General features: G+C 59.3%; 22 protein-coding genes. 8 read left to right on the top strand and 14 right to left on the bottom strand.

Features of this window, described 5'->3' with window-relative positions; translation table 11 throughout:
- Positions 1-30 precede the first annotated feature (30 nt).
- The 8 genes from BV911_RS06885 to BV911_RS06850 form a co-directional block, all read right to left on the bottom strand.
- Entirely contained in the window at positions 31-1,251 is a 1,221-nt protein-coding gene (locus tag BV911_RS06885; RefSeq protein ID WP_086052862.1) for a cysteine desulfurase, read from the bottom strand.
- Positions 1,244-1,861, bottom strand: a complete 618-nt coding sequence (locus BV911_RS06880; RefSeq protein WP_086052861.1) for a YIP1 family protein — start codon at positions 1,859-1,861, stop codon at positions 1,244-1,246. The genes BV911_RS06885 and BV911_RS06880 overlap by 8 nt, the downstream gene beginning before the upstream one ends.
- Positions 1,858-2,382, bottom strand: coding sequence for a YIP1 family protein (locus BV911_RS06875; RefSeq protein ID WP_086052860.1), 525 nt, complete (start codon positions 2,380-2,382; stop codon positions 1,858-1,860). The genes BV911_RS06880 and BV911_RS06875 overlap by 4 nt, the downstream gene beginning before the upstream one ends.
- Positions 2,382-3,668 carry a SufD family Fe-S cluster assembly protein gene (locus BV911_RS06870; RefSeq protein WP_086052859.1) on the bottom strand — a complete coding sequence of 429 codons (1,287 nt, stop codon included), beginning with the start codon at positions 3,666-3,668 and terminating at the stop codon, positions 2,382-2,384. Before BV911_RS06870 ends, BV911_RS06875 begins: the two co-directional genes overlap by 1 nt.
- Entirely contained in the window at positions 3,668-4,423 is a 756-nt protein-coding gene (gene sufC / locus BV911_RS06865; protein ID WP_086052858.1) for a Fe-S cluster assembly ATPase SufC, read from the bottom strand. Before sufC ends, BV911_RS06870 begins: the two co-directional genes overlap by 1 nt.
- Positions 4,424-4,517: 94 nt before the next feature.
- Complete coding sequence (sufB, locus tag BV911_RS06860; RefSeq protein ID WP_086052857.1) at positions 4,518-6,044, bottom strand: Fe-S cluster assembly protein SufB; 1,527 nt, start codon at positions 6,042-6,044, stop codon at positions 4,518-4,520.
- Positions 6,045-6,118: 74 nt separating this feature from the next.
- Positions 6,119-7,171 (bottom strand): cysteine desulfurase family protein, encoded by a 1,053-nt coding sequence (locus tag BV911_RS06855; RefSeq protein ID WP_086052856.1) that lies wholly within the window; start codon positions 7,169-7,171, stop codon positions 6,119-6,121.
- Positions 7,168-7,626 (bottom strand): Rrf2 family transcriptional regulator, encoded by a 459-nt coding sequence (locus BV911_RS06850; RefSeq protein WP_086052855.1) that lies wholly within the window; start codon positions 7,624-7,626, stop codon positions 7,168-7,170. Before BV911_RS06850 ends, BV911_RS06855 begins: the two co-directional genes overlap by 4 nt.
- A gap of 170 nt (positions 7,627-7,796) precedes the next feature.
- On the opposite strand from BV911_RS06850, the gene BV911_RS06845 reads away from it, so the two are divergent.
- The 7 genes from BV911_RS06845 (at position 7,797) to typA (ending at position 14,150) form a co-directional block, all read left to right on the top strand.
- Complete coding sequence (locus BV911_RS06845; protein WP_086052854.1) at positions 7,797-8,450, top strand: alpha/beta hydrolase; 654 nt, start codon at positions 7,797-7,799, stop codon at positions 8,448-8,450.
- On the top strand, positions 8,447-9,028 hold the full coding sequence (locus BV911_RS06840; protein ID WP_086052853.1) for an HD family hydrolase: 582 nt from the start codon (positions 8,447-8,449) through the stop codon (positions 9,026-9,028). Before BV911_RS06845 ends, BV911_RS06840 begins: the two co-directional genes overlap by 4 nt.
- A 151-nt stretch (positions 9,029-9,179) precedes the next feature.
- The gene (locus BV911_RS06835) at positions 9,180-10,394 is read left to right on the top strand and encodes an NADP-dependent isocitrate dehydrogenase (protein ID WP_086052852.1); all 1,215 of its coding nucleotides are present in this window, start codon (positions 9,180-9,182) and stop codon (positions 10,392-10,394) included.
- Between the two features lie 176 nt (positions 10,395-10,570).
- The gene (locus BV911_RS06830; protein ID WP_086052851.1) at positions 10,571-11,197 is read left to right on the top strand and encodes a YitT family protein; all 627 of its coding nucleotides are present in this window, start codon (positions 10,571-10,573) and stop codon (positions 11,195-11,197) included.
- Positions 11,198-11,423: 226 nt separating this feature from the next.
- Positions 11,424-11,879, top strand: a complete 456-nt coding sequence (locus BV911_RS06825; protein ID WP_086052905.1) for an Lrp/AsnC family transcriptional regulator — start codon at positions 11,424-11,426, stop codon at positions 11,877-11,879.
- Between the two features lie 6 nt (positions 11,880-11,885).
- Positions 11,886-12,221 carry a multidrug efflux SMR transporter gene (locus tag BV911_RS06820; protein ID WP_086052850.1) on the top strand — a complete coding sequence of 112 codons (336 nt, stop codon included), beginning with the start codon at positions 11,886-11,888 and terminating at the stop codon, positions 12,219-12,221.
- Between the two features lie 108 nt (positions 12,222-12,329).
- Entirely contained in the window at positions 12,330-14,150 is a 1,821-nt protein-coding gene (typA, locus tag BV911_RS06815; RefSeq protein ID WP_086052849.1) for a translational GTPase TypA, read from the top strand.
- A 204-nt stretch (positions 14,151-14,354) separates the two neighbouring features.
- Here typA and BV911_RS06810 read toward each other — a convergent pair whose 3' ends face one another.
- From BV911_RS06810 to acuI, 6 genes are all read right to left on the bottom strand, one after another.
- A complete protein-coding gene (locus BV911_RS06810; RefSeq protein ID WP_168184004.1) occupies positions 14,355-16,796 on the bottom strand; it encodes a DUF3772 domain-containing protein in 2,442 nt (813 codons plus the stop codon).
- Positions 16,796-17,830 carry a cysteine synthase A gene (locus BV911_RS06805; protein WP_086052847.1) on the bottom strand — a complete coding sequence of 345 codons (1,035 nt, stop codon included), beginning with the start codon at positions 17,828-17,830 and terminating at the stop codon, positions 16,796-16,798. The genes BV911_RS06810 and BV911_RS06805 overlap by 1 nt, the downstream gene beginning before the upstream one ends.
- 51 nt (positions 17,831-17,881) lie before the next feature.
- A complete protein-coding gene (locus tag BV911_RS06800) occupies positions 17,882-18,952 on the bottom strand; it encodes an NUDIX domain-containing protein (protein WP_086052846.1) in 1,071 nt (356 codons plus the stop codon).
- Positions 18,953-19,051: 99 nt separating this feature from the next.
- Entirely contained in the window at positions 19,052-20,266 is a 1,215-nt protein-coding gene (locus tag BV911_RS06795; RefSeq protein ID WP_086052845.1) for a cyclopropane-fatty-acyl-phospholipid synthase family protein, read from the bottom strand.
- 68 nt (positions 20,267-20,334) lie between these two features.
- Positions 20,335-21,774, bottom strand: coding sequence for a deoxyribodipyrimidine photo-lyase (locus BV911_RS06790; protein ID WP_086052904.1), 1,440 nt, complete (start codon positions 21,772-21,774; stop codon positions 20,335-20,337).
- Positions 21,775-21,828: 54 nt separating this feature from the next.
- Positions 21,829-22,818, bottom strand: a complete 990-nt coding sequence (gene acuI / locus BV911_RS06785; protein WP_086052844.1) for an acryloyl-CoA reductase — start codon at positions 22,816-22,818, stop codon at positions 21,829-21,831.
- A gap of 266 nt (positions 22,819-23,084) precedes the next feature.
- Here acuI and BV911_RS06780 point away from each other — a divergent pair, with 266 nt between their 5' ends.
- The gene (locus BV911_RS06780; RefSeq protein ID WP_086052843.1) at positions 23,085-24,140 is read left to right on the top strand and encodes an extracellular solute-binding protein; all 1,056 of its coding nucleotides are present in this window, start codon (positions 23,085-23,087) and stop codon (positions 24,138-24,140) included.
- The last annotated feature ends 15 nt before the right edge of the window (positions 24,141-24,155 follow it).

The following is a 24,155-nucleotide window of genomic DNA, read 5'->3' as shown; positions in this document are numbered from 1 at the left end:
TGTAAATTCCTTGGCCCAGCTACAAAAAAATCAGCCGAGCAGTTCCTGACACAGTTCCAGCGCATCCAGCAGGACGTCTACCTCGGCTTCGGTATTGTAAAGCCCGAACGAGGCGCGGCAGGTAGCACTAACATTCAGATGCTCCATCAACGGCTGCGCGCAATGATGGCCAGCCCGAACCGCAATGCCCCTTTTATCCAGAATGGTCGAGATATCATGGGGATGCGCGCTGCCGTTCAAGGTGAATGAGAAGATCGCAGCTTTGTCGGCAGCGGTGCCTTGCAGGTTCAACCAATTCAGTCCCGAGAGCCGAGACATGGCATAATCCCGTAACTGCGCCTCATGGGCCGCGATGTTCTCCATACCAAGCGCCATCATATAATCCAGCGCGGCGCCAAGCCCGATCATCTGCACGATCCCGGGGGTTCCGGCTTCGAACTTCATCGGCGGGTCGTTATAGGTCACGCTGTCGCGGTGAACTTCGCGGATCATGTCGCCACCGCCCAGAAACGGTCGCATTTCCGCCATCCGCTCGGGCGTGACATACATTGCGCCGGACCCTGAGGGGCCATAAAGCTTGTGTCCGGTGATCGCATAGAAATCACAACCGATTTCTTGAACATCCACCGGCATGTGCACGGCGGCTTGCGAGCCATCAACCAGAACCGGAACGCCGCGTTCTTGCGCCGCTCGGGTGATGGATTTCACATCAACTATTGTCCCTAAGACATTGGAAACTTGAGTTATCGCCACCAATTTGGTCTTAGGGCCGATGGCGTCAATCACCTGTTGCGGATCAAGATTGCCTGCGGCGTCCACATCGACCCATTTCAGAACGACACCCTGACGTTCCCGTAAAAAATGCCACGGAACGATATTGGCGTGGTGTTCCATCACGCTGAGGACAATCTCGTCCCCGGCCTGCATCCGCGGCATGGCCCAGCTATAGGCAACCATGTTGATGCCTTCCGTGGTGCCGGAGTTCATCACGATGTCATTTTCGCTGGGTGCGTTTAAAAACCGCGCGATGGTGCCGCGCACCGCTTCATAGCGATCGGTTGCAAGGTTCGACAGATAATGCAGGCCGCGATGCACATTGGCATATTCCATCGAATAGGCCTGTGTTACCGCGTCAATCACCACTTGCGGTTTCTGGGCTGACGCACCATTATCCAAGTAAACCAGTGGCTTGCCGTTGACTTCTCGTGTTAAAATCGGAAAGTCGGCACGGATGGTCTGGACGTCAAACATTCGGCACTCCGGGGGTTATGACGCCGACCAAGGTCAGCAGCAATGTAAGGGCGAAAACCAGTCCAAAGGTGCTGACAACGATCATGACAAAGACTGGCGTCAACGCTTTGAATCCGTGTTGGACGGCGACGAAATTGGTCAGCAGCCAAAGGAACATCACCAGACCGACGATGCCAATCAGATCGGCAAACAGCGGCGAAATCACAACCACCACGGTCTGAAGCGTCTGCACCCCAAGCAACACCACTTGCAGCCAGACGATCAACGCCAGCGAGTCATAAAACTGCCCAGTGCCGCCAAAAGCTCGGCCGATCCGGTGAATGGCCACGGCGACCACGGCGAGGATGGCAAACATCAGCACGCACATGGCGAAGGGGCTTGCCAAGATCACAACCGGACCTTCGACATCGCCGCGCAGAACCAGCGCAAGTCCATGAATATACAACATCAGGACCGACACGACGACCACGGTTTGCAAGCCAAGCCACAAGACCCGGCCGGAAAACTTCTGAGCCATGATGAGACGCGCACCCTCTTGCGGGTTGGTCATTGTGGCAATTGCCGCGCGCGTCAAAGCCGGCAGAGAGAATTCCAAATGTTGCGGGGTCATGCCCGTTCCTTTATCTGAGCACCGTTGCCCTTGCGGTCCGGGGTCTGTTCAGCTTCGATCAGCGCCGAGATCCACAAAATTGAGAACACGCCGAGCAACAAAGCACCCGTAGCAGTCAACGCCGGTCCGGCACCGATAAACCCCGCAACCAGACCCTGCAACAGCCATATCGGGCTGACAACCAGCAAGGTCCAGAACAGCGCGAAACGGGCCGAAAACCACGTTCCGCCGCCGCCGAACATCCGTGCCACCAGATGACTCAGCGCCGCCAGAAGGTAGAACACCAGCGGCATGAAAAACACCCATGAGAACATGGTTGCGCCGATCATCGCATCCATCGGCACGTCGCTGCCCATGGCCACGTCACGCGACAGGCGCGGCCACTGGGCGACAAAAATCATGCCGCAGGCCAACATCAGATAGACCAGCGCCCGGTCATCCCGGACGCCGCTCTGTAATTGGCGACGGACAACCCGGCGGGGGTGCCGATAGGCCGCCAGCATGTCCGACGTGACCGACATCAGGACCGTCGACGTGCCAGCCAGCCCTGAAGCCGCGACAACAGATCAGCCGCCAAAGCGGGGTCATCGATCTCGTCGATGGCCTCGGCCAGAAACGCCAGCGTCATCAGATCGGTTGCTTCAGCCACGGGAACCCCGCGCGAGCGGAGGTAGAACAAGCTGTCGGTATCAATCGCCCCAGAGGTCGATCCGTGTGAACAAACCACGTCATCGGCATAGATTTCCAGCTCCGGCTTGGCTAGAAACTGACTGTCCCCGTCCAGCAGCAAGGCTTGACTGATCTGATAGCCATCCGTTTTCTGGGCGTCTTTCTTGACAAGAATCTTGCCCTGAAACACCCCGGTCGCGCCGTTGCGCAGCACTTTTTTGAACACCTGACGGCTTTCGCAATTCAAGGCATCATGGGTAACGAACACGGTGTCATCATGGTGAAAGTTGCCATCGCCGACACTAGCACCGGCCACATGCGCCACCGCATCGTCGCCAGTCAGTTCGATGATGCATTCATTGCGGGTCATCACCCCATTCACCGTCAGGGTAAACGATTTGAACCGGCTTTCCGTGCCCAGGCGCGCAAACGTGTGGGTCACGGCCCGACGTTCGTGGTCGCGCCCTTGCGCCTGAACGTGATGGAACGCCCCGCCATCGCCGATTTCGACTTCCATGACCTTGTTGAGACGGGCCGCACCGGGGCCTTGCTCCAGCAAGGTCAGGTCTGCGCCCGCGTCAATCCGGATCACATGATGCAAAATCGCATCCGATGTGTCGTTCTCATGCAGATAGCTGATCGAAACCGGCTTTCCCGCCTTGCCTGTCACATGCAGCACGATCCCATCAGTGGCAAAGGCGGTGTTCAGCGCCGCCAAGGGCCGGGCCACGGGTGTCTGGCCTGCCGTTTCCAGCTTGCCATACACCTCTTTCGCCCAGTGGATGTCGCGCTGTTGCACCTCTGCCAGCCGCTCGATCACGATCCCGGCCAATGCCGGATCGTCCGACGCCGCCGGATCGAAGACGCCGTCGACAAACACCAGACGAACCTGATCGATCTCGCCAAACATCGGCGCGTCGTCATGGGCGAAGACCGCAGCGGTTGGCACTTCGGCCTGCGTCAGGGTGTCGGGCCGGGTATAGCGCCAATATTCGTCCCGCCGTGTCGGCAATCCGGTTGCGCGCACCCGCGTCAGGGCATCCGCCCGCGCAGCCGCCAGACATCCCGTGTCCGAGACCGCGCCAAGGGCGTCGATCAAGGCGACGACGCCTGCGTCTTTTGGTTGGCTCAACGCCATCAGACCCGCTCCTCCAGAAGATCGGCATAGCCGTTGTTTTCAACTTCAAGCGCCAGCTCGGGTCCACCGGTCTTGATGATTTTTCCATCCGCCATGATGTGCACAACATCCGGCTTGATGTGATCCAGCAGCCGCTGGTAGTGGGTGATCACAAGGAACGACCGCCCCGCATCGCGCAGCGCATTGACCCCATCGGCCACCAATTTCATCGCATCGACATCAAGGCCGCTGTCGGTTTCGTCCAAGATGCACATCTTGGGCTCAAGCATCGCCATCTGAAGGATTTCGTTGCGCTTTTTCTCGCCGCCCGAAAACCCGACATTGACCGGACGCTTCAGCATCTCTGCGTCGATCTGAAGGTCCTTGGCTTTCGCACGAATTACCTTAAGAAAATCCGTCGCGCTTAACTCGTCTTCGCCGCGTGCCTTGCGTTGTGCATTCACGGCCGTGCGCAGGAAGGTCATGTTGCCAACGCCCGGGATCTCAACTGGGTATTGGAACGCCAAGAACAGACCTGCCGCAGCGCGCTCTTCCGGCTCGAGGTCCAAAAGATCGGTGCCATTCAGGGTCGCCGCACCTTCGGTGACCTCATAGCCGCCACGCCCGGACAGGACGTAGGACAAGGTCGATTTGCCCGACCCGTTGGGGCCCATGATCGCGTGCACTTGGCCTGCGCCCACGGTCAGGTTGACACCTTTCAGGATCTGCTTGTCTTCTTCTTCAAGTTTGACGTGCAGGTTTTTGATTTCCAACATTTTCTTTTCCGTTCCGAAATTCGTCTCGCCGCATGTAAGCGGCGGTGATTGTCTGAGGTTGCGTCAGGGACGTCAGGTCAGGCCGTGCGGCCCGTCACCCAACCGACCCTTCAAGGCTGATCGCCACAAGCGCCTGTGCTTCCATGGCAAATTCCATCGGCAAGGCTTGAAGCACCTCGCGGCAGAACCCGTTCACCACCAAGGCGACGGCTTCTTCCTCGTCCATGCCGCGCTGACGGCAATAGAACAGCTGATCGTCATCAACTTTCGATGTCGTCGCCTCATGCTCAACCCGGGACGAGTTGTTGCGGACCTCGATGTACGGCACCGTATGCGCCCCGCAATCGCCACCGATCAGCAAGCTGTCGCACTGGGTGTAATTGCGGCTGTTCTTGGCCTTGGGGTGCATCGACACCAGACCGCGATAGGTGTTCTGGGCTTTGCCGGCGCTGATGCCTTTAGACACGATCCGCGATTTAGTGTTCTTACCCAAATGCACCATCTTGGTGCCGGTATCAGCCTGCTGGTAGTTGTTGGCGATGGCGATGGAATAGAACTCGCCCTGGCTGTCATCGCCGCGCAGAATGCAAGATGGGTATTTCCACGTCACGGCCGAGCCGGTCTCAACCTGCGTCCACATCACCTTGGCCCGGTCCCCCCGGCAATCGGCACGTTTGGTCACGAAGTTGAAAATGCCGCCTTTGCCGTTCTCATCGCCCGGATACCAGTTCTGGACGGTGGAGTACTTCACCTCGGCATCTTCTTCGATGATGATCTCGACGACTGCCGCGTGCAACTGGGTGGTGTCGCGCTTAGGGGCGGTGCAGCCTTCAAGATAGCTGACATACGAGCCCTTATCGGCGATGATCAGGGTGCGTTCGAACTGGCCGGTATTCTCGGCGTTGATCCGAAAATAGGTCGACAGTTCCATCGGGCAGCGGACACCGGGCGGCACATAGACGAACGAGCCATCCGAGAAGACCGCCGAATTCAACGTTGCAAAGAAGTTATCCGACGGCGGCACGACTGTTCCAAGATATTTTTTGACCAGTTCGGGATGCTCGCGGATGGCTTCCGAGATCGAACAAAAGATCACGCCGGCCTTTTTTAACTCGGCCTGAAAGGTGGTGCCAACCGAGACAGAGTCGAACACTGCATCGACAGCCACTTTACGGCCTTCTGCGGGCACATCTTCCGCCCCTTCGACGCCAGCAAGGACCATCTGCTCTTTCAGCGGAATGCCCAGCTTTTCGTAGGTCGCCAGCAATTTCGGGTCGACATCGTCCAACGACTTCGGCTTGACGTCCATGCTTTTTGGACGGGCGTAGTAATACTGGTCTTGGTAGTCGATCGGCGGATAATGGACCATCGCCCATGTCGGCTCGGTCATTTTTTCCCAGCGCGCGTAGGCCGACAGACGCCAATCGGTCATCCACTCCGGCTCTTCATTCTTGCCGGAAATCAGACGTACGATATCGGTGTTCACGCCTTTGGGGGCGTAATCCATCTCGATATCTGTATTCCAGCCGTATTTGTAGGTGCCAGCCATCGACTGCACCGTTTCGACGGTCTCGCGGTCGACGCCGTCGCGCACTTCAGTCTGGTTATCCAAGGCAGTCATGCCGTCTTTCCCTTCGTCTGGCACGCATTCGTGCCGGTAACAGTTAGTGCCCAACCCCAGATAAATCCGGGCTATCAGGCTGCCCGCGCATCGTGGCGAGCAAAGCTTTTCAACCAAGCCTGCGCAAAGCGCCGGACCTGATCTTCGGTTGTGTCGGGGCCGATCGACACCCGCAGCGCCGAAGCGGCCGCCGTATCGTCAAGCCCGATCGCACGCAGCACCCGGCTTGTCCGAACCTTGCCGGAGGAACAGGCCGACCCCGCTGAAACGGCAAATCCCGCCAGATCCATTTGCATGACCTGCGTTTCACCCTTCCAGCCCGGCGTTGCCAGACATGTGGTGTTCGGCAAACGCGGCGCACCTTTCCCGAGTAAAATAGTCTTATTTGCGGCGTCGTCCAGTTCTAATTCTAGAATGTTTCTAAGTTGGGCCACTTCGTCCCAGCGTCCAGCGTCAAGATCCCGCTGCGCCGCCGCCGCTGCCGCGCCGAATCCAGCGATGCCAATCAGGTTTTCGGTGCCCGACCGGCGGCCCATTTCCTGCCCGCCGCCGCGAATTTGGGCCGGCACTTCGGTACCGCGCCGCACCACAAGCGCGCCAACCCCCTTTGGCCCACCGATTTTATGGGACGATATCAGCGCCATCTCGACCCCCGACCAGTCAAAGCTGACCGGCACTTTGCCAAAGGCTTGGGTGAAATCACACACGGCCAGTCCCGGCGGTACCGTTTGTAAGATGCCCGTCTCGCTGTTGGCCGCCTGCACACACGACCGCGCCGGGTCGGGGATCTTTATCTGCCCATCCGGGCCCATCGGCAAGTCCGCCGTTATCCAACTGTGCACCGCGTCGTGCTCAATCTCGCCACCCGACAACGACCGACCGGCCAGCGCCAGAGCGGCGGCCTCGGTCGCGCCAGAGGTAAAGATGATGTCCGCAGCTTGCGCCCCGAAGGCCACCGCCACTTGCTGCCGTGCCCGTTCCATCACAGAGGTCGCCGCCCGCCCCTCGGCATGCACCGAGGACGGGTTGCCCACCAAATCCATTGCGTCGATCATCGCCGCACGGGCCTCTGGCCGTAACGGCGCCGTGGCGTTCCAATCCAGATATGTGCGTCCAGCTTTGGTCATTCGTCGACAATCGCAAAGATATTTGGCACCGCCGGACAGGGCGCAAGATCATTGGCAATCACATCCGACAAACGCGTTTGATGCAAAAACACATAGACATTGGCGCTGAAGCCTTCCCACAACCGATTGGTCAGGGATTGCGCCCGACTGCCCGACAAGCCGCCCGACGCGCCCAGTCCGGTATGTAGTGCGCTGACGGTTTCATCGACGGCTTCGAAAATTTGGCTGACCCGAATCTCGCTTGGCGCCCGCGCCAGACGATAGCCGCCACCTGGCCCGCGCACAGAGTCGACCAGCCCGGCCCGCCGCAGCTTGACAAACAATTGCTCTAGATACGCCAAGGAGATGTTCTGCCTCTTGGCGATTTCGGCCAATGTCACCAGCCCTTCGGCGCTTTGAAGCGCCAGATCGGTCAATGCCACCATGGCGTACCGACCTTTTGTGCTAAGTTTCATGGATGTACCCTCGCTGTCCCATTGACCAATCTCTACAGGATAGTTACTTCCAAAACTCCCGGAAAAGATCTGTCCGAACCCAGTAAGTTAGAATAGTTCTAAAACGGGCTCCGAGGGTCGTCAAGACAGAAGACCAAGACCCACACAGGCAAAGAGAGACCAATCCGACCATGCCAGAGGTAATCTTCCCCGGCCCAGAAGGCCGCCTTGAAGGACGCTATCATCCTCAGAAGGCAAAGGATGCGCCGATCGCGATCGTGCTGCACCCCCACCCACAATTCGGCGGCACGATGAACAATCGTGTGGTCTATAACCTGCATTATGCCTTTTATAACATGGGCTTTACCGTCCTACGCTTCAATTTCCGTGGCGTTGGGCGCAGCCAGGGTGAATACGACCAAGGCATCGGCGAATTGAGCGATGCTGCCTCTGCGCTGGATTATTTGCAGTCGATGAACCAGAATGCCAAGCATTGCTGGGTTGCAGGCTTTTCCTTTGGCGCGTGGATCGGAATGCAATTGCTGATGCGCCGTCCTGAGATCACCGGCTTTATTTCGGTATCACCGCCCGCGAACATGTATGACTTTTCGTTCCTTGCGCCCTGCCCGTCTTCAGGTCTGATGATCAATGGTCTGTCGGACCGGGTTGCGCCACCAGCGGATACGAAAACCCTTGTCGGCAAGTTGCACGAGCAAAAGGGCATCACGATCACCCATCAGGAAGTCGAAGGTGCTGGGCACTTCTTCGAAGATCCGCATATGGACACGCTGATCGATTCCGTCGGCGGCTATGTGAAGAAACGCCTGACTGAAACGTCCCGATGACCCAAGATACGCGCCTGTCTCAGCAACTGACCTTTCTTCTGGAAGCGGACAAGCTGAAACAGGTGCTGAGGGCATCGCCGCTTTGTGACAATTCTCGCCGGGAAAATTCCGGCGAGCATTCGTGGCATATTGCGTTATTTGCGATGGTTCTTGCCGATCAGGCCGGGCCAGATGTGCAAATTGATCGCGTGATCCGAATGCTGCTGATCCATGACATTGTCGAGATCGACGCCGGAGACGCGCCAATTCACGGCAAGTTCGATGTCGCAGCCCAAGAGGCCAAGGAACGGGCGGCGGCTGACCGCCTGTTCGGCCTACTGCCGCCCGATCAGGCGGTCAGCTTTCGGGCGTTGTGGGACGAGTTTGAGGCCGCGACAACCCCGGATGCCGTGTTCGCCAAATCCATCGACCGGGTTCAGCCTTTGCTGTTGAACGAATCCTCCGGCGGCGGCAGCTGGACGGAATATAACGTCACGCTGGACCAGATCGACAGCCGGGTTGGGGTGAAGGTTGCCAAAGGCGCCCCGAAGTTGTGGACGTTCGTGCGCGCCCGGATCGCCCCGTTCTTCTCCCGATAAGGGACCCACGCCTGCCGGGATCCCGGCAGGCTGTGACAATGACACCCGCCGCCTAGAAGTATACAATGGCATACCGCGCTTTGCAGGCCGCATCGAATGCGTTATCAGGCGGGTGAACACGACTCACCCAAATAGCAGGAGGCTCTCCCCAGTGACCAAGATTAAGGTGGACAACCCGGTCGTCGAACTGGACGGCGATGAAATGACCCGGATCATCTGGCAGTTCATCAAGGACAAGCTGATCCTGCCGTATCTGGACATCGACCTGAAGTATTACGACCTTGGGATCGAAGCGCGCGACGAAACCGACGACCAGATCACCGTGGACGCGGCTGAAGCGATCAAGAAATACGGCGTTGGCGTCAAATGTGCGACCATCACACCGGATGAAGACCGCGTCGAGGAATTCGGCCTCAAGCGCATGTATCGCTCGCCCAACGGCACGATCCGCAACATCCTTGGCGGCGTCATTTTCCGTCAGCCGATCATCTGCCAGAACGTGCCGCGCCTTGTGCCCGGTTGGACCAAGCCGATCGTCGTTGGCCGTCATGCCTTTGGCGACCAGTACCGCGCCACCGACTTCCTGTTTCCCGGCAAGGGCAAGCTGACGATGAAATTCGTTGGCGAGGATGGCACCACGATTGAACGCGAAGTGTTCGACGCGCCGACCTCGGGCGTTGCCATGGGCATGTACAACCTCGACGCCTCGATCATCGATTTCGCGCGCGCGTCGATGAACTATGGCCTGAACTTGGGTTGGCCCGTTTACCTGTCGACCAAGAACACCATCCTCAAGGCCTATGACGGCCGCTTCAAGGACCTGTTCCAGAAGGTTTATGAGGAAGAGTTCGCCGACAAGTTCAAAGCGGCTGGCATCACCTATGAGCACCGCCTGATCGATGACATGGTTGCTTGCGCCATGAAATGGAGCGGCGGTTACGTCTGGGCCTGTAAAAACTACGATGGCGACGTTCAGTCCGACACCGTGGCACAGGGCTTTGGCTCGCTCGGGTTGATGACTTCGGTTCTGATGACCCCGGACGGACAGACTGTCGAAGCCGAAGCGGCCCACGGCACCGTGACCCGTCACTACCGTCAGCATCAGGCTGGCAAGGAAACCTCGACCAACTCGATCGCGTCGATCTATGCGTGGACCGGTGGTCTGAAGCACCGCGCCAAGCTGGACAACAACACGCCGCTGATGAACTTTGCAGAAACGCTGGAAAAAGTCATCGTCGACACCGTGGAGTCCGGCTTCATGACCAAGGATCTGGCGCTTCTGGTTGGACCTGAGCAGAAATGGCTCTCGACCATGGGCTTCCTTGAGAAGATCGACGAGAACCTGAATAAGGCTTTGGCCGGCTGATCTGGTCCGATCCTGATTGATTGCGCGAAAGGTCACCCTCCGGGGTGGCCTTTTTCATAAGCGCAATGTCCAAGCACGAACATGGTTTGCCCATTTCTGTGGCGCGGCACCCTTACGTGGTCACAGGCGATAACGAATCTCTGTCCCGGCCTGTATCTCTCGCGTAGATCAGACTTATGCCTGCATCCGTCCCCATCCCGGTTCCTCATACCGTCCGCCACACGCCGCTTGAGGACCTCCAAGGTCTCAGCATCGGCGTGCTGTTAAGCTCGTTTGGGATTGTCCTGTTGGCCCAACTGGGGTTTTTCACCGGGCAGACCGCAGGCATTGCGCTGATCGTGTCCTACGTCACTGGCCTGCCGTTTGGATGGGTCTTCTTTACCATCAACCTGCCGTTCTATTGGCTTGCAAAACAGCGGTTGGGTTGGGAATTTACTCTTAAATCCTTGGGCTGCGTCGCGGCCCTGTCGGTGTTAACCGAAGCCATGCCCCACTGGGTATCGTTCAATTACCTGAACCCCTATCTGGGCGCTTTGCTGTTTGGCGTGATGGTCGGCCTGGGTCTGCTGGCGCTATTCCGGCACAAGGGCAGCATGGGCGGCATTGGTGTTGTTGCCTTGATGATTCAAGACAGCACCGGATTTAAGGCCGGCTATGTCCAGTTCATCGTCGATGCTATTATCTTCACGGTGGCTTTGTTCTTGTTCGACACGCGGGTGGTTTTGTTTTCTTTACTTGGGGCGATCTGCCTGAATGGCGTGATCACGTTCAATCATCGCCGAGACCGCTATATCGCCCCGTGATCTGTCGCAGGCCTTGCCATTCACGGCAGGCCAAGCCGAGTAACCACTAAGACCAGAAGTCATTGGAAAGCGCGACAAAATGCGGTTCGCACTGGACACTGATGCAGTCTACTATAGCGGCAGCTTCCAGCATGGCTTGACCGGCATCCGCCCGAAAGTGCGCCCTGTCGTACGTGGGGTCCGGTTATTTTTTGAGTATTTTTTGACGAGTGAGGTTTCTGACCGCATGAAACTAGATGATATTGACCGAAGAATTCTGTCCGAGTTGCAGGTGGACGCAAGTCTCGCTTTGGAAACCTTGGGTGAGCGGATCGGACTGTCCCGAAATGCCTGTTGGCGCCGGGTCAAAATGCTGGAAAGCAGCGGGATCATCACCCGCAGGGTCGCCATTCTTGATGCCGATGCCATCGGGCGGCCATTGACGGTGTTCATCCAGATTCGCTCCGGACGCCGCGATCAAGAGTGGGTCAACAGCCTGCATCAGAAAATCGACACCATCCCCGAGGTCACCGGCCTGTTTCGCATGACCGGTGATCAGGACTATCTGATGCGAGCGCAGGTCGAAAGTCTGGTCGATTACGACCGACTTCGGAAAGAGTTGATTGCCAGACTGGATCTAAGCGATATATCTGCGAACTTCGTGATGGAACGTATAAAGGACACGACCGCTCTTCCGGTCTGACACAGAATGGCCCTGCCCTATTTCTTTTTGATTCTCGCCATCGCGTCCGAGGTGATGGGCACGGTTGCGTTGCAATCGACGCAGCAATTTACCCGGCTGGGGCCGTCGATCTTCGTTGCGCTGTCCTATGCGCTGTCGTTTTACTTCCTGTCGCTCACGTTAAATCACATTCCTGTTGGCGTCGCGTATGCCATCTGGTCCGGGGTCGGGATCGTCTCGATTGCCGTCATTGGCTATGTTGTTTTTGCGCAAACATTGGATATGCCCGCCATTCTTGGCATGGTGATGATCCTGTGCGGCGTTCTGGTCATCAACCTATTTTCGTCCAGTACAGTGCATTAAACGCAACGTTTCCGCAGTAAATCCCCCCCTGCGACCCGATTCCCACTGGCCAACGCCGCGTCGCCGCATTAACGAGCGGTCAACTTACCCCTTCAAGGCACAATACTCATGGACCTGCGAAACATCGCAATCATTGCGCACGTCGACCACGGCAAGACAACTCTGGTGGACGAGCTACTCAAACAATCGGGCACCTATCGCGAGAATCAAGCGACGACCGAACGCGCGATGGACAGCAATGATCTGGAACGCGAGCGCGGCATCACGATTCTTGCCAAGGCGACCTCGGTGGTTTGGAACGGCATCCGCATTAACATCGTGGACACTCCCGGTCACGCCGATTTCGGCGGCGAAGTCGAACGCATCCTGTCGATGGTCGACGGCGTTGTTCTGCTGGTTGACGCGGCCGAAGGCCCGATGCCCCAGACCAAATTCGTTACCTCGAAAGCACTGAAGCTGGGCCTGCGCCCAATCGTGGTGCTGAACAAAGTCGACAAGCCTGACGCCGAGCCGGACCGTGCGTTGGACGAATGCTTTGACCTGTTTGCTGCGCTGGATGCCAATGACGAGCAGCTAGAATTCCCGCACATGTACGCCTCTGGCCGGTCGGGTTGGGCGGATATGGAACTGGACGGTCCCCGCAAGGATCTGTCGGCGCTGTTCGATCTGATCATCAAGCACGTGCCCGCCCCCAGCCAGGTTGCGCGCAAGGACGAGCCGTTCCAAATGTTGGCTGTGACCCTTGGCGCCGATCCGTTCATTGGCCGCCTGCTGACTGGCCGGGTCGAATCCGGCACGCTGAAGACCGGCGCATCGCTGAACGCACTCAGCGTCACCGGCGAGAAAGTCGAATCCTTCCGCGTGACAAAAATTCTCGCTTTCCGTGGCCTGTCACAACAGCCCATCGATGAAGCGGTTGCCGGCGACATCGTTTCCATTGCTGGCATGAGCAAGGCAACCGTGGCCGACACGCTTGGCGATGCGTCCCTGACCACGCCTATCCCGGCGCAGCCGATCGATCCGCCCACGATCACTGTGACCTTCGGCATCAATGACAGCCCACTGGCAGGCCGTGACGGCAAGAAAGTTCAATCGCGCGTCATCCGTGACCGTCTGTTGAAAGAAGCCGAAACCAACGTCGCCATTAAAGTGACCGACACCCCCGGCGGCGAAGCCTTCGAAGTTGCCGGTCGCGGCGAACTTCAGATGGGCGTTCTGATTGAGAACATGCGCCGTGAGGGGTTTGAGCTGTCGATCTCGCGTCCGCAGGTTCTGTTCCAAGAAATCGACGGTCAGCGCCACGAGCCGATCGAAGAAGTCACCATCGATGTCGATGATGAATATTCCGGCGTCGTGATCGAAAAGCTGACCGGTCCCCGCAAGGGCGATCTGGTGGAAATGCGTCAAGCCGGTGCTGGCAAGACCCGCATCATTGCGCATGTGCCGTCGCGCGGTTTGATCGGCTATCATGGCGAGTTTCTGACCGACACCCGCGGCACTGGCGTGCTGAACCGGGTGTTCCACGCATGGGCGCCGCATCGCGGGTCGATCCCGGGCCGCCGTGCCGGTGTGCTGATCTCGATGGAGAACGGCAACTCGGTGCCGTACGCTCTGTTCAACCTCGAAGATCGTGGTCGGATGTTCATTGGCGCGCAGGTGCCGCTTTACACCGGCATGATCATTGGCGAACACAGCCGTGAGAACGATCTGGAAGTGAACCCGCTGAAGGGCAAGAAGCTGACCAACGTCCGCGCATCGGGTACGGACGAAGCCGTCCGCCTGACCACGCCGATCACCATGACGCTGGAACAGGCCATTGCCTATATCGACGATGACGAACTGGTCGAAGTGACCCCGAACGCCATCCGTCTGCGCAAGCGGTATCTCGACCCGAACGAGCGCAAGCGCATGTCCCGCGCCGCAGGCTAAGGCCACGCAGCAAGAGCTTTTCAAAGCCCCTCGGTCATTCCGGGGGGCTTTTTGCTGACCCATTATCTGTGCGGGTGACGCCCGTCACACGAGGGATTTCGGCAACCCACGGGCACAGCGCAGGCAGCCGTGTGGTTCGAACAGGCCAACGCGGGCGCGCCGAGAAGCGCTGACCGTTAAAGTGTAACAGTGCACGACGACCGATTAGTGATCGCCGTCGCCACCATCGCCGCCGGAATCAAATTGGGCGGCCGTTTGGGCCAGCGGCTGGTATGGACCGAACTTCGCTCCCTGACCGTCTCGGGCCGCAACCTGCGCCAGTCCTTCACCGCCGCGCAACCAAATATCCCGTTGCGGGAACGGAATCACGATGCCTTCTTCGGCAAATCGCTTGGCAATGGCATGGTTGATGTCCGATTGAACGTTCAACAGGAAATTCACATCGCGCAGAATGACCCGCACTTCGAAGTTCAGCGCATGTTCGCCAATACCCCGGAACAAAATTTGAGGTGCCGGGTTCATCACCACAAGTGGTTGGTCTTCAGCGATTTCGTTTAGAATCCGTTCTACTTGCCGAGTATCGCTGTCGAAAGCGACCCTGACTGGCACAATGGCCCGCCCAATCAGATTGCCCCGGGTCCAGTTCGTGACCATCCCTGAGACCAAATCCGCGTTCGGCACGATCACATCGGTTCGGTCGAAGGTTTCGATCCGCGTCGCGCGCACCGAGATTCGCTTAACGATGCCCATCTGGCCGCTGACCTCGATCCAGTCGCCCTCTGACACCGGGCGCTCAATCAACAAGATGATGCCCGACACGAAATTAGAGACGATGGTTTGCAGGCCGAAGCCGATGCCGACGGCCAAGGCGCTGGCCAAAATGGCCAAAGACGACAGATCGATCCCCGCCGTGGTGAAGGCGATCAGACCGGCAAGAAAGACACCGATATAGCCGATCCCGGAATCGAGGGCTGTTCGCGCCCCAAGATCCAACTTGGTCTTTGGCAGGATGGTATTGCGCAGTGCGCTTTGCAGAACGCGCGTGGCAATAAGCATCGCCATGAAGACCAGCAGGAAGGAAAAGATCACTCCCGGTGACACGGTCACACCGCCGACCACCAAACCCGCCTTAAACTTGGTCCAAGCTTCCGTCAGATCGGTAACCCGTCCGCCCCAAAGCAACACTAGGAACGGCAGTGAGGCCAACCCCAATGCAGCGCCAACCAAGGTCGGCAAGAGCGCGCTCTCGTTCGGGGTTTCGGGCGGAAACACGAGATCATAGAATTCATCGACGCCGCGCTGCAGCACCGCCACCAAGCCAAACAGCAAAAAGCTAAACCCGCTGGCGAAAATCAGACGTTCACTCAGCGCCAGATAGCCAACCGCGCCCGCGACCGGCGCGAACAAGCCGATCGCCATGCCCAAATTGGCCAGTACCACGTGGACCCGTGCCATGAACGACACTTCGTCCGAACTGCCTGTGACGTGACGATAGTTGCGCTTAAAGATCCGCGCGATAAGGAACAGCGCGTAGGACGACACCACCGTTAGCGGAAAGAACAGAAAGTTTTCGCTCAGTTCGGGCAGATCGACCTGTTCGGACATCGCCGAAAAGCCGCGACCAAGCGACAGGGTGATCACCAGGATTGTCGAAATCCACCGCGCGAACGCCATCCGACTGGGCTTGAAGCCAAACGGACTGTCGCCGTCGTCATCCAACGGGAACATCTGCCGCACTAGCCAGATGCCGGTGATTACACAAAGGCCAAAGACGCCGAGACTATAAAGCGTGGCCGAGCCGGTGATGCCGAGCACCCCGGTCAGGTTGATCGCCTGCAGAATAAGGACCAGCCCGCCCCAAGGCAGCGCCAGTTGCAGCAAAGCGCTGAGCAGGCGCAGCAAACGGCGCGAGGCCTTGGATTTCACCCGTCCGATGGTGGGTTCAAAGTGCAGGGCCCAAGCCCGTGGCCGGAACACCAAAACCATGCCCAGCAACAGGGCTGCGATGGCGGCGGGTGTGTTCCCGAGGATCGTGTTTGTATCCTCCTCGGACGCGAGGTTCGCCCTTGCTTCGGACCAGAGCTGCACCACAACCGCTTCCACATCGGCCAGCGGCGCCCCCCAGTTCAGCAGGTTGAGGGGACTTGGTCCCCGACTAAGGGTTTCCCGTGCGGCACGATCGCGGATGGTGCGATCAACCCGAGAGACCAAGGCATCGGCCTGAACATAGGCCTCATTGGCCCGCAACATCGGCGCATTGAGACTGGCCATCTGATCCGACAGCTGTTGCCGGCGCAGCGCCACTTCGGGCGGATCGCTTTCCCCGTCTTCGGGCACAGGCCCCAGCGCGCTGATCTGTTTGGCAACCTGATCGACTTGGGTGCGATTGACGTTCTCGGCAGAATTGAACTTGTCGCGATATCCAATCAGTTCGCTGCGTAAGCGTTGCAGCGTGACCTCTTTGGCCTCATCTCTCTCGAAGACCTCTTCAACCCGGTCCACGAAGGTGAGCCAATTGTCGTAATCAGGGCTCGCGGTTTGGTCCTGCGCCAACCCTGCGCCCGCACCAAGCAGCAAGCTGAAGCAAAGGGTCAGGGCCAGCACAACCGGCGCCCAGAATGAACGCACGGTCTGCGATTGTGACATCATTGGTCCTCGAAGGCGTCCGGCAATTGGCGCCACGGCCCATCCAGCCAGCGCGGTACGGGCAAGCCTTTGGACTTCAGGAACGCTGGGTTGAACAGTTTGGACTGATAGCGTGACCCGTAATCACACAGCACCGTGACGATGGTGTGGCCGGGGCCCATATCACGGGCCATCCGCACGGCGGCGGCGATATTAATGCCCGACGACCCGCCAAGAACCAACCCTTCATGCGCCAGCAGGTCAAAGACATAGGGCAGCGCTTCGCTGTCCGGGATCCGATAGCAAAGGTCTGGGGTGAACCCTTCCAGATTGGCGGTGATGCGGCCCTGCCCGATGCCTTCGGTGATCGAGTCGCCCTCGGAGGCCAAGGTGCCGGTCGTGTAATAGCTGTACAGCGCCGCGCCTTCGGGATCAGCCAGTGCAATCTTGACGCCCTTGGGTTGCAGCGCCGCTGCCACCCCGGCCAAGGTCCCGCCCGAGCCAACGGCGCAGGTGAAGCCATCGACCCGGCCCTCGGTCTGGGCCCAGATCTCTGGACCCGTAGTCTCGATATGGGCTTGGCGGTTGGCGACGTTGTCGAACTGATTGGCCCAGATCACTCCGTTCGGCTCGGTCCGGGCCAGTTCGGCCGCCAATCGTTCGGAGTAGCGGATATAGTTGTTGGGATTGCGGTACGGCGCCGCGGGCACCTGCACCAGTTCCGCCCCGGCCAGACGGATCATATCCTTCTTTTCCTGGCTCTGGGTTTCGGGAATGACGATCACCGTCTTGAACCCCATGGAGGCCCCGACCAGCGCCAGACCGATGCCGGTATTGCCTGCGGTCCCTTCGACGATGGTGCCCCCCGGACGCAGGTCGCCGCGGGCCACCGCATCGCGGATGATATAAAGCGCGGCGCGATCCTTCACCGACTGACCGGGGTTCAGAAATTCGGCCTTACCGAGAATTTCACACCCCGTCGCGTCGCTGACTGCGTTCAGGCGGATCAGGGGGGTATTGCCGATGGCCGAGGCCAGATCGTTATAGACGTCCATGGTGACCTCCGAAAGTTGTCCCTGCCTGTCTAGGCAGGGACGCGGAGGGATTCAACCAGCGCCGCGCACCCGGCTCAGATTAGCCTCAAGCCAATAGGCGGAAATCAGCAATGGCGCGTTGCGGATCTGACCGGCGCGCACGCGGTCCATAAACACGGTGCGCGGCAGGATATGGCCACGGATATCCTCGCCCTCGGCGGCGACCCCGCCCAAACCCGCGGCCCCATCCGGCAAATCCGTCAGGCCGATATAAGAATAGACAAATTCCGAAAAGCAGCCCGTCGACGGATAGTAATCCGCCACCGAAAAGAGCTGGCTGAGCGTCACACCGGCTTCTTCTTGCGCTTCTTTATGGGCGGTCTGCTCAGGGGTATCACCCGGTTCGATCCTGCCAGCCACAGCTTCCAGCACCCACGGCTGCCGGTCGCCCCGGGCAATGGGGGCAACCCGGACCTGTTCCACCAGCAGCACCCGGTCGCGGACAGGATCATAGGGCAGTACCGTCACCGCATCCGCCGCAATCATTGCGGCCCGCTCAACGACGGGGCTTTCGCCGCCGTCAAAACGGGTATGGCTAAAGACGTATTCTTCCAGCGCGAAATACTCAGAATAAGGCCGGCGCACCGTCACCATATGAATATCGCTGTGATCCAGACCGCTTTCCCCGCCATGGGTTGTCTGTTGCGCCAGAACCTTGGCATCGGCACGGGACAAGATCATGCCAAGACGCGCTGCCACCTGCTGCGGTGTGCGATCGCCCAGATAGGTCAGGATCTCGGTCGATGCCTCGCGCAAGATCGCGGGCCATCGCCCGTCGCGGCGGACCGATTTCGCGGCTGCCGGGTCGACCTTGAACTGAATTGCCGGGATGGCTGTACCGTCCCGCGTGACTTCAACCGTCGCGGGGTCCAGTCCGAACACCGCCGCCAGATACCCGGCCCGCGTTGCGACCGTTTCGGACACTTGCCATAGCGGCCAAGACTGATCCGGTCCCGCCATGGCAACGTAACGCGGTGACGGTTCCTGCGCGTCCTTGGTCGCATCGCTTGTCGGTGCGCTGGCCAGCCCCTGAACCAGCGCCTCATCATCAAACGGAAACTCGGCAATCACATAGCGGGACATCGCTGCACTCCAGTCAAAAACGGCACAGCGCCCCCTCTGTGGCACGGGCGCAGCGGCGTCCAGTTGACAGATGGTTGCAGGCGGCGTTGGCCTACCGGTTCAGCGGGAAGGTGCACGCATGGTAATTTGCGTCACATCACAGACGCCGCTTTCAAACGCGGCAGCGCAGGAGGTCAGATAGTAGGTCCACATTCGCCGAAACCGCTCGTCAAAGCCGATCTGGGCCAGATCATCCCAGCGACTGTTGAACCGATCACTCCAACGGCGCAGGGTTTGGCTGTAGCTCGGGCCAAATTCGATCGAACCGTCCAACAGAAGCCCGGCGTGTTCAATCTGCGCTTGCAGCACCGATGGGCTGGGAAGAAACCCACCGGGAAAAATATATTTTTGAATAAAATCAATTTGTTTTCTGTATGTCTTAAAGCGCCTATCTTCGACCGTGATGACCTGAAGGGTGGCCGCGCGGTCAGGTTTCAAGTTGCGGCGCAGGGTCTGAAAATAGACCGGCCAAAAGCGCTCGCCCACGGCCTCGAACATTTCGATCGAGGCGATGCCGTCATATTGCCCGCGTTCGTCGCGATAATCCTGAAGCTTAATCTCCACCCGATCTGACAGGCCCGCTGCGGCGATACGCGCCCGGGCATAGTCATGTTGCGCCGCACTGATGGTCAACGCGGTGACCGTGAGCCCTCGTTCGCGGGCCGCATATTCGGCAAATCCACCCCAGCCGCAGCCAATTTCAAGCACATGATCGCCGGGATTCGCCCCCATCCGATCCACGAGCGATGCATATTTCGCGGTTTGCGCCGCCTCGAGGCTTTCCTGTCCCGTCTGAAACAGCGCCGAAGAATAGGTCATCGTCTCGTCCAGCCATGCCCCGTAGAAATCGTTTCCGAGATCATAGTGTTGGGCGATGTTGCGCCGGGCCTGACTGCGGGTATTGCGCGCCAGCCAGAACCGCACCCGTTCGACCGCGCGCACCAGCGCAATGCCGGGAAAGCCCGACAGCATTGCGTCGTTCTCAGAGTGGATCATATCCATAAAGGCTTGCAGGTCTGGGGTCGACCACCAACCATCCATATAGGCCTCGGAAAAGCCGAGATCGCCGTCACGAAGCAGCCGTGCGAACAGATCGGGATTGTGCACGGTCACTTCCGCCACCGGCCCGGGCTGCGATCCTTCGATCCGAAAGCGGCGACCATCAGGCAAGATCACTTCGAGACGGCCATTTTGCATGGCAGCGGCTTGGCTGAAAACCGCGGCGAAATAACGAGGCAGATCAGCTTGGCCGGCAACACTGGTCAGGGGGGGCATAGACGAGGTCATGGGCGCTCCGATAGGGTTCGGTCAACAATGTGAGGCGCGCGGCCCAGTTGGCAAGATCACAGATCGTCGGACGCGTCGGTTTTCCGGCCCGCATAGGCCTCCAGCGCCCGATCCCGCCCGTCTTTCAGGCTGATGACCGGATCAGGATAGGGATCGGTGGGCGACATCCCCCATGACTGAGGAATGGCCTCAAAGTAGGACAGCGCCTCGGGTGCGGGCTGGGACCGGCCTTCGGCGATCCAGCGGTCGGCATAGCCGCCCTTGGGATCGAACTTGTCCAATTGGGTCACCGGATTGAAGATCCGGAAATAGGGCGAGGCATCGGGCCCCGATCCGGCCACCCATTGCCACCCCATGGCGTTCGAGGCTGGGTCCCAGTCGATCAGACATGCGGCAAACCACGCCTGCCCGATCTTCCAATGTGCCAGAAGATGCTTGGTCAAATATGAGGCGGTGATCATTCTGGCCCGATTATGCATCGTGCCGGTCACATAGAGTTCGCGCATCCCGGCATCGACGAACGGAATGCCGGTGCGGCCCTGCTGCCACGCCCGGATCGCCGGATCGCTGGCATCGGTTGTCCACGGGAAGCCGTCCCAGTCGGGTTTCCAATTGCCGGTGATCAGATGCGGCGTGTGATAGGCCAGATGGTGGGCGAAGTCGCGCCATGCCAGTTCCCGAAGGAAAGTCTCGGTCCCGGGCACGCCGTCATAAAGGGCACGGCGGGCTGCGTGCCAACAGGTGGCGGGGCTGATCTCGCCATAGGTTAAATGCTCACTGAGGCCAGAGGTCCCATCCAAAGCGGGCCGGTCGCGGTCTTGCGCATAGGTGGCGACCCGTGTCTCAAGGAACGTGTCGAGCCGGTCTTGAGCGGCCTCCGCGCCGGGGCGGGCATGACGGGCAACGATTGCGGCGCCGCGATGCATGCCAGCACCCAACTGCCACGCGTTCAAATCGTCCGAGGCAGGCCAACGCTCTGGGCTGGGCCATCTGCACGGTGCCGGTTGCGGCTCGGCCACTGGCCGGTCGCGGACGTTGCGCCAATAGGGGGTGAAGACGCGGTAATAGCCGCCGGTCTTGGTGGCGACCGTCCACGGATCAAACAACAAATGGCCGGAAAAGCTGCGCGCCTCGACGCCCTCGGCGGTCAGCGCGGTTTTCACCGCCGTGTCACGGGCGATTGCGGCAGGATCAACCAGACGCGACCAATAGACCGCCTTTGCCCCGGTCTCGGCGATGAGTGCGCGCAAACAGTCCAACGCCACGCCGCGTCGCAGGACCAAACCGCTTCCATGATCGTTGAGTGTCGTGGCAAAGACGTCAAGCCCCAGCCCCAGACGCCAGCGGGGCGCCGCGCCAAGGTCCTCGGTTTCCGCATCCAGCACAAACACCGGGATCACTGGCCGACCTGTGGCCACAGCCGCCGTCAGCGCCGGGTTATCGGCCAACCGCAGATCGCGGCGCACCCACCAAATTACCGGCGCCCGATCAGCCATCATGGCACCAGCGCACCGGGACCCAGCACACGGGGACCATGTCCGGATCGCAACTCATTTCCGGACATCAACGACCACGCGCCCTTGCACCTGGCCCTTCAGGATATCAGCGCCAAGTTGCGGCAGATCGGCCAAGGTTGCGGGCTGAACCATCGCCTCAAGCTTGTCCATCGGCAGATCAGCCGCCACCCGTTGCCAAGCCCGCAGGCGATCAGGATAGGGTTTCATCACGCTGTCGATCCCCAGCAAGTTAACGCCGCGCAGCAGGAACGGGATTACGGTTGCAGGCAGCGCGGTGCCGCCGGCCAGACCCACCGCCGCCACCGACGCCCCATATTTCATCTGTCCAAGGATCCGAGCCAGCATCGCGCCGCCCACCGCATCAATGCAGCCTGACCACGTTTCACTTTCCAACGGGCGTTTGATGGTGTCGGCCAGATCAGCGCGCGGAATGATTTGGCTGGTGCCAAGGCCGCGCAGATAATCGCCGCCCTCTGGCCGCCCTGTCACCGCTGCCACCTCATACCCAAGATTGGCCAGAATGGCGGTCGCAACCGAGCCGACGCCACCAGAGGCCCCAGTGACCAGCACCGGACCGGTCCCCGGCTTCAACCCGTGATCTTCTAAAGCCATCACCGCCAACATCGCAGTAAACCCGGCGGTGCCCACGGCCATGGCTTGCGCTGTGCTCAGCCCCTCGGGCAATGGCACCAACCAGTCGGCCTTGACCCGGGCCTTTTCGGCATAGCCCCCCCAATGCGCCTCGCCAACGCGCCACCCCGTCTGCACCACCTTGTCACCGGGGCTGTAGCGCGGATCATCCGACGTCTCGACCGTCCCGGCGAAGTCAATTCCGGGCACATGCGGATAGGTCCGCACCAACCCGCCACCCGGACCGATACACAAGCCGTCTTTGTAATTGACCGTGGAATATTCGACGGCAACGGTCACCTCGCCCGCAGGCAAACGATCTTCGGACAGGGATTGCACCGATGCTGTGGTGTCGCCGCTGTCGGATTTTTCGACCAGTAATGCCCTGAACATTGGTGTCCTCCTGTGTGACGTCACACCGACGCCTGGATTGGTCCATCAAGCGGATCCACGGACCCGACCGTCGAACGGTTTGGTGCCAGCCGCAGTCCTGTCGCAGGTCCGGCCAAGTTCTGAGACTACAGTTGGCCCATTTTACGGGCGTTTTAAAGGGTGTTGAGGCGAAAGGCACAGAAGTTGTCCTGAGCGAAGAGTTTTCGCTTCCCGCAAGGCAACCCTGCCCCTATAGATTCGGACGCCTTCACATCCGGAGAGATTTCATGGCGTCATTTTCCACCCGTTTCCTCTGCAGCACCGCTGTCGTGCTGGGCCTGTCCGGCCCGCTTCTGGCCGCCGATTCCGAGCTTTTGATCTTTGACTGGTCCGCCTTTGAAACGGACGGATTTTCAACCCTTTACGGTGAGACTTACGGGGTACACCCGACCTATACGTTCTTTGGTGACGAAGAAGAGGCCTTTCAAAAGCTACGTTCGGGCTTTCGCGCCGATGTGGCGCATCCCTGTACGCAATCCATCTCGAAATGGCGTGCGGCAGACCTGATCGAACCCTTTGATCTGTCCTTGATCCCCAGCTATGGAACAGTTGCCGAAGTCTATCGGACCAACCCGATTTTCGCTGATGACAGCGGGGTTTATTTCATCCCCACCGACCTTGGCGCAACCGGGATCGCCTATAACAGCGCCGAAGTGCCCGAGGCGGATGTCCAAACCTTGCAGGTCTTTCAGGATCCAAAATATGCCGGGCGGATGTCTTTGCCCGACAATGTCGATGATATCTACGCCTTGGCCTTTCTTGCCAATGGTGTGACCGACTGGACCACGGCCACCCCAGACGATGTCGAGGCCGCAAGCGCGTGGTTGCGGCAAGTTCATGAAAACGTGCGCGCTTATTGGACCGATGGGGCGGAATTGGCCCAACTGATGGCCACCGGCGAAATTCTGGTGTCGTGGTCGTGGAATGAAACCCCAGCGATGTTGAAGGCCGAGGATTTCCCCGTCGCCTTTGAGCGCGAGCCCGTCGAAGGCTCGTCACTGTGGTTCTGTGGTTACGTCAACTTGAAGGACGGCCCGGGCAGCGAAGAAAAGGCGAACGTCTTCGTCGAGAGTTTTCTGCAGCCGTCCGTTGCCGACCACATGCTGCAAGAACTGGGCTATGCGAGCGCGAATACAGACGCCATGGCGGACATCGATCCGATGCGTCTGGAAGAAGCCGGACTGAACCCGATCTCCGTGCCGATCCTTGCGCAACTGCCCATGGACAACGCCATCCGCGAAAAGATGATTGCGGATTTCGAACGCATTAAAGCCGGCTTCTAACCAATTGACTTCAAA

This window comes from Pseudoruegeria sp. SK021 (genome assembly GCF_002119405.1).
Lineage (GTDB): Bacteria > Pseudomonadota > Alphaproteobacteria > Rhodobacterales > Rhodobacteraceae > Meridianimarinicoccus.
The sequence above is the reverse complement of the archived record's forward strand: the minus strand, read 5'-3'. Positions and strand labels throughout refer to the sequence as shown.